The following is an 11,890-nucleotide window of genomic DNA, read 5'->3' on the forward strand; positions in this document are numbered from 1 at the left end:
GACGGAAAACGTCCGGCAGTACCTTCAGTTGGAGATAGCATGCGCACTCAAGTAGGCATTATTGGCGCCGGTCCTGCCGGCCTCCTTCTTTCTCATCTTTTGCATCTGAAAGGTATCGAGTCTGTCGTGCTCGAAACCCGCCGACGCGAGCAGATCGAATCGACGATCAGGGCGGGTGTACTCGAGCAGGGGACGATGGACCTGCTCGAAGCGTCCGGTGTCGGTGAGCGTATGAAGGCAGAAGGAGCGTTGCATCACGGCTTTGAACTCGCCTTCGACGGAAAGCGGCGGCGCATCGACCTCAAGGCGTTGACCGGGCGGACCATCACCGTCTATGCGCAACACGAAGTCATCAAGGATCTGGTGGCGGCTCGGGTTGCTGCAGGCGGCTCTATCCTGTTTGGTGTCGCGGATGTCTCGATTCACAAAATCGACACGTCGGCCCCGTCGATACGGTTCGTGCATCAAGGGCAATCACATACGCTGGACTGTGATTTCGTTATCGGATGCGACGGTTCGCAAGGGGTGTCCCGTTCGGTGATTCCCGAGAGCGTTCGCCGCGATTTCGAGCGCGTCTATCCGTTCGGTTGGTTCGGCATTCTGGTCGAAGGTGCGCCGTCCGCAGACGAGCTGATCTATGCACGTCATGATCGTGGTTTTGCCTTGGTCAGTACCCGTTCGCCGACGGTTCAGCGCATGTATTTCCAGTGCGACCCGAAAGATTCGGTCGACAACTGGTCCGACGACCGGATCTGGGCCGAAATGCACGCACGCGTCGACTCCGCCGATGGTCAGTGCGTTGTCGACGGGAAGATCTTTCAGAAGAATATCGTCGGCATGAGGAGCTTCGTCTCGACAACGATGCAGCACGGCCGACTGTTTCTTGCCGGCGACGCCGCTCATATCGTTCCTCCCACCGGAGCAAAAGGTCTCAATCTGGCAGTCTCCGACGTGCGAATCCTGAGCAGCGGACTCGACGCGTATTACCGGACCGGCGATGAAGCGCAACTCGCTTCGTACAGCGAGCTTGCGCTGAAACGGATCTGGCGCGCCGAGCATTTCTCCTACTGGATGACCCGCATGATGCATCGTCTCGACGATGCCTCGCCGTTCGAACAGCAGTTGCAGGTTGCCGAGCTCGAGCATGTGACTACGTCCGAGACTGCGGCGAGGTCCATGGCGGAAAACTATGTTGGGAGCGTTGTCGTCTAGCTTTCGACTTTGCGTCGTTACTCGGCCGTCTTCCGCCTCGAATGACCGAGGGAGACGCGCGAAACCGGCGTGCAGCGGGTCTCGTGCTTTTCGCATCACGATTTACTCTGACAGTACCCCGATCATGACAACAGGATTTCCCGGCATTTTCTCCGTCAGCGACTATCGTGACGAAGCCAGACGGCGGTTGCCACGCATGGTGTTCGACTATCTGGAAGGCGCGGCGGACGATGAATCGGGATTGACGCATAACCGTTCGGCGTTCGACCGGTTGCAGTTGTTGCCGCGCCGGCTGTCGGATGTCAGCACGCGAGAGCAGTCGGTGCCGCTTTTAGGGCGGCTGATTCCGTTACCGCTGGTGATCGCGCCGACGGGCCTCAATAGCGCGTTCTGGCCGAAGGGCGACCTCGCACTTGCGCGCGCAGCGGGCAAGGCCGGTATTCCGTTTGCGCTATCGACGGCTTCCAACATGTCCATCGAAGAGGTGGCAAAAGGGGCCGACGGAGACCTGTGGTTTCAGCTGTACGTCGTTCATCGCAACCTCGCGAAGAGTCTGGTCAATCGTGCCCGTTCGGCTCGCTATACGACCTTGATCCTCACCGCCGATGTCGCGGTGAACGGCTTTCGCCGACGCGATCTTCGCAATGGCTTTGCCATGCCGTTCAAGGCAAGTGCACGTGCGGCCGTCGACGGACTGTCGCACCCGCGCTGGCTTTGGTCCTATCTGATGAACGGCATGCCGGAGTTGAAGAATTTCGCCACCGACGATGCGTCGGACACCGCCTCCCAGGCGGCGATTCTTCGCCGGCAGATGGATGCGAGCTTCAGTTGGGACGACCTGCGCCGTTTGCGGGACGAATGGCCGGGCAAACTCCTCGTCAAGGGCATCGTGACGGCCGACGATGCCGCGCGGTGCGTCGCGCTCGGCGCGGACGGCGTCATCGTTTCGAACCACGGCGGCAGGCAACTCGCCGACCTGCCCGCGACGGCCGACGTGCTGCCGGATATCGTCGAGCGCACCTCAGGCACGACGGTCATTCTCGACAGCGGCATCCGGACGGGGGCCGACGTCGTCAAGGCGGTCGCGCTGGGGGCCCACGCCGTGATGCTGGGGCGGGCCACCTTGTACGGGCTGGCTGCCAGAGGGGAAACCGGCGTGAGCGACGTCATCGACATGATCAAACGGGAAACTGACCGGACGCTCGCCCTCATCGGTTGTCGCTCGGTGGGTGAGCTCGATCGCAGCTATGTTTCGAAGCGGCCGTCATAGGCAACTGCGCATTGACGGCGGATTCTGGATGCGCAATTGTTCGGGGTAACACTCCCGCGTATTTGCCGCCGGAACCTTGTGCCATGAATCAAGTGACGACCACGGATCATTACCATCGCGACGACCGGCTTTTGGCATGGGCGGATCAGGTTCGGGCCAGTTGCGTCCCCATGGTTTTCAGGACCGAATCCGATCAGGGATTTCGTGGCGAGATCTCCAGCGTGAACACGGGCGGAGTGTGTGTGTCGCGGATCGCGGCGGTCGATCACGTCGCGGCTCATGACTGGGACGACGTGCGGCGCACGGCGGACGACTACCTGCTCGTGTCGATACAGATCGAGGGGCGAGGTGCACTCGAGCAGGATGCCCGCACCGCGTTCGTCGACCCTACCGACATGGTGCTGTTCGACTCGTCGCGCCATTTCGTCTGGCATTTTTCCGGACAGCACTACACGATCCGCTTTCCCCGCCAGGCGCTGGAGAAATTGGTGCCGTGCGGCCGGCAGTACACCGCGGTGCGTATTCCTGCGGCCACCGGGATACGCCGTATCGCCGCCGACCATATCGCGTCGCTGCACCGAGTGCTTTCGTCAGACGAAGGCGCGATGACCGCTTGCGAGAGGCTTGGCGATGTGTCCGCCAACCTGGTCGCGCTGGCGTTGGCGGATTATTTCAACACGGTTCCGCTGCCCAGATCCAACGTGAAAGAGATGCATCTGCTGCGGGCGCGCGCGTTGATCAAGGACAGGATTCACGACCCGGAACTGGGACCCGAACAGATCGCCGATGAACTGGGGGTTTCCAGCCGTTACCTCTATCGACTGTTCGCCGAGGCCGGGGAGTCGATCGGCGAGACCATCTGTACGGCCAGACTCAACGGGTGCGGCGAGTGGCTTCAGCAACGCGCGTACGCTAATCGCTCGATTACCGATATTGCGATGGCTTGGGGTTTCAATAACGCATCGCATTTCAGTCGCACGTTTCGACGTCACTTTGGCGTGTCTGCGCGCGACTACCGTGCGAAGCATCGCGACGTTAGTTGAATCGCCCGTGAGCGGGCCGCGCGGTAATCCCGCCGGCTGGCAGCATAAGTAAAAATCCTGTTCTGTCAGAGTCAAGCGTCCGCCATATTGGCCCCGGACACTTCCTCTACAACGTTGCGGGCGTCCCGTCCCGCGAGTCGTGGAGGAGTATCTTGGCTCTCAACCATCCCCAATATAAGGCGGCTGTCGTGCAGGCCGCCCCGGCGTTCCTTGATCTTCAAGCCGGAATCGAAAAGTCCATATGCCTGATTGAAGAGGCGGCGCAGGCCGGCGCCGCCCTGATCGCATTCCCTGAAGTGTGGCTGCCGGGCTACCCGTTCTACATCTGGCTGGGTACACCGGCCTGGTATATGAGCAAAGGCTATGTTCAGCGATATTTCGACAACTCGCTGAGCTACGACAGTCCGGAAGCCGATGCACTGAGGGCCGCGGCCAGAAGAAACCGCATCACGGTGGTGATGGGGCTCTCGGAGCGCAAGGGCCATTCGTTATATATCTCCCAATGGATCATCGGCCCCGACGGAGAAACCCTCCTGCAACGGCAGAAACTCAAGCCTACCCACCTCGAGCGGACGGTCTTCGGTGACGGGGAGGGCAGTGGCCTGACCGTAATCGACAGTCCGTTGGGAAAGCTCGGCGGGCTTTGTTGTGCCGAACACGTGCAGCCTTTGACCAAGGCCGCAATGTATGCGCAAGGCGAACAGGTCCACGTTGCGGCCTGGCCGAGTTTCTCGCTCTATGAATTTGCCAGCGCATTGAGCCACCAGGTGAACAACGCGGTTTCGCGGACGTATGCCGTCGAAGGAGGTTGCTTCGTCCTCGCGCCTTCGACAGTCGTCACCGAGGAAATGGTCGAGAGCCTTTGCGACACCGAGGACAAACGTCAGCTGTTGCGGGCAGGCGGTGGCCATAGCGTCGGATACGGGCCCGACGGGGCGGAACTGTTCGACAAGATCGACGAAACCGCGGAAGGCCTGCTCTACGCCGATATCGACCTCGGCATGCAATCGCTTTCGAAGTGCGTTTTCGATCCCGTGGGGCATTACTCGCGGCCTGACGTCCTGCGGTTGCTGATCGACCGGCGACCGCGCCCCCCGGTCACCGAGATCCTCGATGGCCCCGCCGCGGAGACAGTCGCCGATGATCAAACATCATCGGACAACGGTTGCTCGCCAGAGCTGGCGAGAAGTGGCGGAGATCGGTAGCGGCCTGTCGGGCTCGCCATGCGATTCCGTGGCGAGCCGGACGGAGGTTTTCGTGTCGCTGCCGTATCGGCTCGATACCGATTGAAGCGGGATGGTTTTCCTTGAAACAGCAGCCATTCAATCACGACGATATATTTAGGATATCGATATGAACTACAAACAAAATAGAGAATACGAATGGAAGATGGTCATCTTTCTTGCGGTGCTGTTCGGCATCGTTGGACTCGACCGTCTGGTCATCGTGTATCTGTTTCCGGTTCTTCTGCCGGAGCTCAAACTGAACAACACGCAGGCAGGCGCAATCGCGTCGGTTCTCGCGTTGACCTGGGCCATTTCGACATGGGTGCTCGGGAGTCTGTCCGATCGCCATGGGCGTCGCAAGATTCTGCTGGGGTCGTCGATCTTCTTCTCGGTGATGACCTCCTTTACCGGCGTCGCCAAGTCGTTCCACAGCATGCTGCTCGTGCGAGGCCTCCTTGGCGTGGGCGAGGGCGGCGTCTTCAGCGCCAGCGTCGCGACGATCGACGAAATATCGACGCCGAGCCGGCGCGGCTTGAATCTGGGCATTCATCAATCGTTTTTCCCGCTCCTGGGCATCGGCCTTGGACCGATCATCGCTACCCAGCTCGTGATGCACATGCGCTGGGAGTGGGTGTTTTTCGTGCTCGGTATTCCGGGGCTTTTGCTGACGTTCCTGATCGGCAGGACCATGCGGAAGACGGAGGCCGGTCGCGACAGGCAGGTCCGGGCGGCCTCGGGCGGCCCGTTGACCGTGCTGAGATACAAGAACATCTGGTTGACCACGGTCATCGGATCGCTCTTCCAGACGGGCCTGTTCGTGTTCTCGACGTTCGTCGCGCTCTATCTGACCAAAGTCGTGGGCCTCAGCCTCGGCACGGTCGGCTTGATCATTTCCGGATGGGGTTTCGGCGGATTTATCGGAATGGTCGCCGTTCCGGCGATATCGGATCGGCTCGGGCGGCGTATCGTGCTCGTCGTCTCGGCGGCTTGTTATGGCGTCCTGATGTTGGCGTTCGTTCTTTGTCACGCTTCTCCGATCGTGATGTTCATCAACCTCTTTGCTGCCGGGATTTGCGGCTTCGGCATCGCACCTCTCTTTCTTGCCGTGATTCCTTGCGAATCCGTACCGTCCACGCTGACCGGTTCGGCCGTAGGCGTTCCAACCGCTGTCAGTGAACTCATTGGCGGGGTCCTGATGCCCGTGGTTGCAGGTGGGCTCGCCGACACGTTCGGTCTGGGTTATCCGATGCTGATCGTCGGGGGCGTGTCGTTGGTGAGCGCGCTCGTCGGGATGTTTCTCGATGAAACGGTGCCCGCCGCGACGTCGAAGCATTCCGTCTCGAACATCGACGCGGCCTGAACGTCCGTCGAAGCGCAGGCGGATTTCAGACCGTTGCGCGGACTCGCGCGACCGAGGCCGCCTGCGTCGGCCGCGGGGCGGTACCTGCGGCGATGAGGGGCGCTGACAGGGTTGGCTACGCCGTCGTCATTTCTGACGATGCGCTACAAAAAAGCCGACGCGCAATCTACGAAGACCGAAATGCACGAGAGACGTAGATGCCAACCCTGCCGCAGCTTTCAGTCGTCGACGCAAAAGGCGCGATCGATCGACGCGAGGTCTCCTGCCTGGAATACGTTCAGGCGCTGGTGGATCAACACGCCAAAACCGAGTCGCTGAACGGGTTCGTGTTTTTCGACCGTGACGCGCTGTTGCAAGCGGCGCGGGAACACGATGAATCGCTCACGGCCCGAACGGGCCGGTTGCCGCTTTCCGGCATTCCATTGGCCATCAAGGACAATATCGACTGCGCGGGCATGCCGACCGCCGCGGGAACGGCAGCGCTCCGCGACGCCGTACCTCGAGCTGACGCACCAGTCGTGGCACGCGTGATCGACGCGGGAGCGTTGGCCGCCGGCAAAGCCAACATGCACGAACTCGCTTTCGGCTGCACCAACGACAACGGATTTTTCGGCCCGGCCCGCAACCCGTATGACCCGTCCAGCATTCCAGGCGGAAGCAGCGGCGGGTCTGCCGTGCTGGTGGCGAGTGGTGCGGTGCCGGCGGCGCTCGGCACCGACACGGGCGGATCGGTGCGATCGGCGCCGAAACCATGGCGGTCGGATCTGAAGCGCTCGACGTCTTTGCCGCATACACACGAAATACCGAACCGGGCAGCAACGCAGGAGTACCCGGTATCACCGTTCCCGCAGGTCTGACCCGGGACGGGCTGCCGGTTGGATTGGCGCTGGACGGTGCGCCGCATTCGGATCAGCGCATCCTGCAAATCGGCAAGGAAATGGAGCGCGTTCTGTGTGCCGCGACGTTCCCGCGTCTCGACGCACACGTTTGATCCATCCGGCAACGGCTTAACGAAAAAGGCAAGCAAATGAATCGTCGAAATATCCTGAAAAGTATTGCGCTCGGTGCTGCAAGTGCCGCGGTGGGCGTTGGGGGGCTCGTGCCGGCATCGGCTCGAAGCCGTATTGGCGGTTCAGTCTCTTGTATCGGATGATTCGCGGCGTCGCGCGTACGTGGCCGTCGACCGCGCCGTTCGATCGTCATGACGGCGGGGGCGTTCCGGCCGCGGCGACGGAGGCAGCAAGCTCCGCGCGGTTGGAGAATCCCTTCTTGTCCATGATCCGCCGCAAATGGGTGCGCACGGTCGACAGGCTGATGCAGAGAAGACGGCCGATATCCTGATCGGTACAACCCTTTGCGACCAGCTGGGCGATCTCGCTCTCACGGTCCGTGAGCCCTGTCGCGCTGCCTGCCCGGCGTTTGATCGCGCGGCAAAGGAACGGCTCGATCGCATCGAGCACGAGTTTGTCGCGCATCTCGAACTCAGGCCGATTCCTCGTTCGCCAGATTCTCAGGTCGCTGAGCTGGCGTTCGCCGTCGAAGACAAACACGTTGATCCCGTGATGCAACCCATCCTGCGCGAGAAACTCGTTGTAGAACTCGCTTTTCTCCAGTGCAGGCCGGTCCATCACTTCTTCCACCAACGTGGCCCTGCGCCGCTTGCAGAGTTGCGCCGTCATCGGGTCATTGTGCTGGTACCAGCTCGTGTAGCGACGCACGTGATCCGAGTCGACATTGACTGCAATCGGGTCGGCGTACATCCCTTTTTCGGCATCCCAGTTGTAGGAGACGCAGAAATCGGATCGCAGCAGCCGGGTCAGGTCTGACAAAACGACGCGCCTGACATCCACGATCGGCCCGAGCTCCTCGAGCCGCCCGATGATGTCACCGAAAAGTCGGAGTTCGTCGAGCGTGAGATCGTGAACTTGTGGCTTCAAGGGTGCCTCATCGGTAGGTGGAATCGGGAGACAGCATGCGCAACAGCCTCGAAAGACTGGTTCGCATTACACATCAAGCATAGCAAGGCAAAAAATCCCGATCAGCAACGAACTTCACTGCCGTTGCCTGTCCGTTGTATTCATGCCGCAGTCAGGTCCACTGCCTATTGCAGATCGGAAGGGAGGTTCGCGAGGGCGCCCGCATTTCTTGAGCGCGGGCTCAGGCCAAGTTTTCCCTGTCGATATTTCTAACGATGGGGCTCAAAAAACGGTGCTCATAGAGTAGACGCGCAGTGGGAAGCGGACGTGCCGAGACGGTTCGTTGTAGCGAGGCAAGCTGGAGGATTACCCGGACACGCCTGCCCATTGACCAAACGATTCCGATGCATTTCCAGCGGGACGTTTTCCTCAGTCATTTTCGTCAACGAAAGCTACACATAAAATTAGGAAAGCGATATGAATACGGTCATCAAGCGAAGCATGGTGGTGTGCGCCGCGGTCGGATGCGGCGTGGCACATGCACAGTCCTCAGTGACGCTTTACGGTCTGGTGGATGCGGGTATTACGTACACGAACAATGCGACATCGAGCACCGGACATGGCGCGCTCGTGCAGTTTGCGTCCGGGTCTTCGCAGGGAGATCGCTGGGGGCTGACGGGTAAAGAGGACCTGGGTGGCGGACTCAAGGCGATCTTCACGCTCGAAAGCGGCTTTCAACTTTCCAACGGGGCCCTGGCGCAAAGCGGGCTGCTGTTCAATCGTGCAGCCTTCGTCGGCGTTGACGGGCGGTTCGGGACGCTGACGCTCGGGCGGCAATACGACTTCATCGGCGATATCTTTCCGGCGTACTCGATTGCGGGAAATACGGCAGCGGGGATCCTCGCATGGGGCATTCCGGCGTATGCGGCTGGCGGATATACGCTCGATAACCGACTGTGGGGCGATAACGTCAACAACTCGGTGAAGTATCTTTCGCCAACGATTTCGGGCTTCAGTGTCGGGGCGATGTACGGTTTCGGCAACGTCGCCGGCTCGTTGGGCACCAACAGCTCGATGAACTTTCTGCTGAACTACAGCCAAGGCGGGCTCGCCGCATCGCTGTCGTATTTCAAGCAGCATAACGCGACCAGCTCCGCGAATCTGACGGAATACGCCGGCGGTGCAACCTACAGCCTGGGGAAAGCGCAGATATTCGGTGTCGTGACCGATGTTCAGTTGAGCAGCGGCACCCAGGCTCGGGCGCTGACCTACGACGGTGGCATGACTTACTTCGTCAAGCCCGATATTTCGCTTGGAGCAGGGTTCCAGTTCCAACAGCGCAACAACGGCGTCGGCAGCGCGAACCAGGTGACCATCGGGGCGGATTACTTCATTTCCAAGCGAACGGACGTGTATTTCGTCGGGGCGCTCGCGCACGATCATGCACACGGCGCGCAAATCGAAGCAGCGCTCGGATCACCGTCCAGCACGAGTTTTCAGACTGCGGCACGGATCGGCATTCGCCACAAGTTTTGACGGTCGCGGGTCGAGCGCGATGGCGAACCGGGAGGCGCCTATTTGTCTTCGACGCGGTATCGGCCGCTACATCGCCGCACCATAAAGATGATGCGCGTCGGTCAGTGCATCCGCGACGAGTTCCAGGCCGTCCCGGCACTGCTCCCGATCCTGCGGCCCGCCAAGGCAGATACGGATCGCCGCCGGCGGGTCGCCGTCCGTCGAAAATGCCGCGCTCGCCACGGCGGCGACGTTTCGACTCCGCAGATGCTGCGCCAGATCCGGTGCGGTCCATAGGCAATCGCGCGGAATCGGCAACCAGAGATGGAAACCGTCGGGGTGGGCATCGAAAGGCCATGCGCCGAGAACGCGGCTGGCGATCGCCTGCCGTGCATGCGCCTCCGATCGAATCGCGGCCAGCATCTCGCTCGCCGTGCCGTCGTTGATCCATTGGGTGGACAGCAGCATCGTGAACGGGCTCGGCATGACGGTCGTGGCGCGTAATGCACCCGCGACACGCTGTGCTTCGCGCACCGTCGGTGCCAACAGGTAGGCGATTCGCAGCCCGGCGCCGAGATTCTTCGACATGCCGGTCACGTAGTAGGTCAGTTCAGGGGCCAGCAGCGCCAGCGGGGGCGGCGCGCTCTGCGGCAGCATCGCATAGGCATCGTCCTCGATGATGGGCACGTTGTAGCGTGTGGCGATATCGGCCAACGCTTCGCGGCGTCGGAACGGTATCGTGAGCGTGCTCGGGTTCTGCAGGGTCGGGTTGCAGTACAGCGCAGCGGGCTGTCCGCTTCGGCAGAGCGATTCGAAGGCATGCGGCAACGGCCCGTCGTCGTCCCGCGGCAGCGGCTGTAACCGCACGCCCAGTTGCGATGCGATGGCCTTGATGCCGGGGTAAGCGAGCGAATCGAGGCAGATCGAGTCACCGCGGCTCGCAAGCCGGGAAACGAGCGCGACGAGGGCGCTGTGAATTCCCGGGCAAACGAGCACGGTATCGCTGCTGCAGCCGGGCAGGCGATTGGCCAGCCATGCGCGGCCGGCGGCGCGATCCGCCGGTGTGCCGCCGAAATCCTGATATCGCATCAATTGGTAAGGGTCCGCCGTGGCGAACAATGCGGCAGCCGATTCCTGCAGCCGCCCGGCCATCCCGGGTGGCTCCGGTGGCATGTTCATCGACATCTCGATGCCGCTCCCGCCCGACAGCGGGATCGTCCGGGTTGGGCCGCGCACGAACGTTCCGCTTCCTGCCCGCGTATCGAGCAAGCCGCGTCTGCGGGCTTCAGCATACGCGCGGGCCACCGTCGTGTAGTTCAGGTTCAGCGCACCGGCAAGATCGCGCAGCCCGGGTAGGCGGTCGCGTGGTTTCAGCCGGCCCGCCGCCAGGTCTTCCTCGATCAGGTCCGGGATCAGCAGGTACGCCGGCTTCCTGCTTTCCAGGAGTCGCTTCGACCAATGATGGATGATGTAATCCATACCTGTTTCCATTTGATGATTCATCAAAACGTTAGCATGGCGCATTAATCGGAAATATCTATCTCGCCAATCCGAAGCCAGATGATTGCATTGATCGCATCGTGTATCGGATTGATGCATGGATGCACGCTCGATGCGCACGCATGCTCGCTTGTTGCTTCACACGGGTGCGCGCCGTCGCCCGGACGGGCCACTTCTCGTCCGAACCGCATTCGGTCACGCAAGGATCGGACCGGCTGCATCGGCATTTATCGATTGAATGATCGGAGAGTGATCGCATCAGGTCTGTGCCCGGTTGGCATATGCGTTGCGTTAATGAGTTCGCCCGGACTCGAAAGTTTTCGGGAACATCACTGAACTCATTATCAAACGGAGCGTGCCATGCCCGCAGTCAATCAGCCGTTGCACAAGAAGGGAGATTTCCTCGTCGATTACGAGGAAAAGGTGTTCGAAGACGTCAAGGCGGAACCGGGCGAGAAAGCGCTCGTGACGTTCCACACGGTTGCGTTCGAGGGATCGATCGGCTTCGTGAACCTGCTGCAGGCGACTCGCCTGCAACGCAAGGGATTCGAGACGTCGGTGCTGCTCTATGGCCCCGGCGTGACGCTCGGCCTCCAGCGCGGGTTTCCGACGCTCGGCGACGAGGCGTTTCCCGGTCATCTGAACTTCAACAAGCAACTCGTCAAGTTCATGGAGGAAGGCGGGAAAGTCTACGCGTGCCGTTTTGCGCTGCAGGCGCTCTACGGGCATGGCGAAGCGTCGTTGATCGAGGGCATTCGACCGATCAATCCGCTCGACGTGCTGGATATCCAGCTGCTTCACCGCAAGGAGAACGCGCTGGTCATCCATACCTGGACCGTTTGATCGAA

At 61.0% G+C, this 11,890-nt stretch carries 11 protein-coding genes; 9 read left to right on the forward strand and 2 right to left on the reverse strand.

The window, feature by feature from the left end; genetic code table 11:
- Positions 1 to 39 precede the first annotated feature (39 nt).
- The 7 genes from PQB87_RS23605 to PQB87_RS23635 all read left to right on the forward strand — a co-directional run bounded on the left by PQB87_RS23605 (position 40) and on the right by PQB87_RS23635 (position 7,102).
- Complete coding sequence (locus PQB87_RS23605) at positions 40 to 1,212, forward strand: 4-hydroxybenzoate 3-monooxygenase (protein ID WP_489244003.1); 1,173 nt, start codon at positions 40 to 42, stop codon at positions 1,210 to 1,212.
- Between the two features lie 124 nt (positions 1,213 to 1,336).
- Positions 1,337 to 2,482: an alpha-hydroxy-acid oxidizing protein gene (locus PQB87_RS23610; RefSeq protein ID WP_233344074.1), complete on the forward strand. Its 1,146-nt coding sequence runs from the start codon at positions 1,337 to 1,339 to the stop codon at positions 2,480 to 2,482.
- Positions 2,483 to 2,565: 83 nt separating this feature from the next.
- Complete coding sequence (locus tag PQB87_RS23615; RefSeq protein WP_489244005.1) at positions 2,566 to 3,525, forward strand: helix-turn-helix domain-containing protein; 960 nt, start codon at positions 2,566 to 2,568, stop codon at positions 3,523 to 3,525.
- Positions 3,526 to 3,677: 152 nt separating this feature from the next.
- Positions 3,678 to 4,730, forward strand: a complete 1,053-nt coding sequence (locus PQB87_RS23620; RefSeq protein ID WP_489244006.1) for a carbon-nitrogen hydrolase family protein — start codon at positions 3,678 to 3,680, stop codon at positions 4,728 to 4,730.
- Between the two features lie 148 nt (positions 4,731 to 4,878).
- On the forward strand, positions 4,879 to 6,111 hold the full coding sequence (locus tag PQB87_RS23625; protein ID WP_489244008.1) for an MFS transporter: 1,233 nt from the start codon (positions 4,879 to 4,881) through the stop codon (positions 6,109 to 6,111).
- 197 nt (positions 6,112 to 6,308) lie between these two features.
- Complete coding sequence (locus PQB87_RS23630; RefSeq protein ID WP_489244010.1) at positions 6,309 to 6,968, forward strand: amidase family protein; 660 nt, start codon at positions 6,309 to 6,311, stop codon at positions 6,966 to 6,968.
- A complete protein-coding gene (locus tag PQB87_RS23635; RefSeq protein ID WP_489244011.1) occupies positions 6,863 to 7,102 on the forward strand; it encodes an amidase family protein in 240 nt (79 codons plus the stop codon). The genes PQB87_RS23630 and PQB87_RS23635 overlap by 106 nt, the downstream gene beginning before the upstream one ends.
- 208 nt (positions 7,103 to 7,310) lie before the next feature.
- Here PQB87_RS23635 and PQB87_RS23640 read toward each other — a convergent pair whose 3' ends face one another.
- Positions 7,311 to 8,048 carry a helix-turn-helix transcriptional regulator gene (locus PQB87_RS23640; protein ID WP_059686491.1) on the reverse strand — a complete coding sequence of 246 codons (738 nt, stop codon included), beginning with the start codon at positions 8,046 to 8,048 and terminating at the stop codon, positions 7,311 to 7,313.
- Positions 8,049 to 8,504: 456 nt separating this feature from the next.
- On the opposite strand from PQB87_RS23640, the gene PQB87_RS23645 reads away from it, so the two are divergent.
- Entirely contained in the window at positions 8,505 to 9,563 is a 1,059-nt protein-coding gene (locus PQB87_RS23645) for a porin (protein WP_021156897.1), read from the forward strand.
- Positions 9,564 to 9,629: 66 nt separating this feature from the next.
- Here PQB87_RS23645 and PQB87_RS23650 read toward each other — a convergent pair whose 3' ends face one another.
- Entirely contained in the window at positions 9,630 to 11,021 is a 1,392-nt protein-coding gene (locus tag PQB87_RS23650; protein WP_489244014.1) for an aminotransferase-like domain-containing protein, read from the reverse strand.
- A 381-nt stretch (positions 11,022 to 11,402) separates the two neighbouring features.
- Between PQB87_RS23650 and PQB87_RS23655 the strand changes: the two genes are divergently transcribed.
- Positions 11,403 to 11,885 (forward strand): MSMEG_0572/Sll0783 family nitrogen starvation response protein, encoded by a 483-nt coding sequence (locus PQB87_RS23655; RefSeq protein ID WP_006405208.1) that lies wholly within the window; start codon positions 11,403 to 11,405, stop codon positions 11,883 to 11,885.
- The last annotated feature ends 5 nt before the right edge of the window (positions 11,886 to 11,890 follow it).

The organism is Burkholderia sp. KL41 (assembly GCF_057005415.2).

Excerpts from the sequence above, each read along its gene's own strand:
- PQB87_RS23605 (WP_489244003.1), top strand. The coding sequence starts at position 40 with ATGCGCACTCAAGTAGGCATTATTGGCGCCGGTCCTGCCGGCCTCCTT.
- PQB87_RS23610 (WP_233344074.1), top strand. The coding sequence starts at position 1,337 with ATGACAACAGGATTTCCCGGCATTTTCTCCGTCAGCGACTATCGTGAC.
- PQB87_RS23615 (WP_489244005.1), top strand. The coding sequence starts at position 2,566 with ATGAATCAAGTGACGACCACGGATCATTACCATCGCGACGACCGGCTT.
- PQB87_RS23625 (WP_489244008.1), top strand. The coding sequence starts at position 4,879 with ATGAACTACAAACAAAATAGAGAATACGAATGGAAGATGGTCATCTTT.
- PQB87_RS23630 (WP_489244010.1), top strand. The coding sequence starts at position 6,309 with ATGCCAACCCTGCCGCAGCTTTCAGTCGTCGACGCAAAAGGCGCGATC.
- PQB87_RS23635 (WP_489244011.1), top strand. The coding sequence starts at position 6,863 with ATGGCGGTCGGATCTGAAGCGCTCGACGTCTTTGCCGCATACACACGA.
- PQB87_RS23645 (WP_021156897.1), top strand. The coding sequence starts at position 8,505 with ATGAATACGGTCATCAAGCGAAGCATGGTGGTGTGCGCCGCGGTCGGA.
- PQB87_RS23650 (WP_489244014.1), bottom strand. The coding sequence starts at position 11,021 with ATGGATTACATCATCCATCATTGGTCGAAGCGACTCCTGGAAAGCAGG.
- PQB87_RS23655 (WP_006405208.1), top strand. The coding sequence starts at position 11,403 with ATGCCCGCAGTCAATCAGCCGTTGCACAAGAAGGGAGATTTCCTCGTC.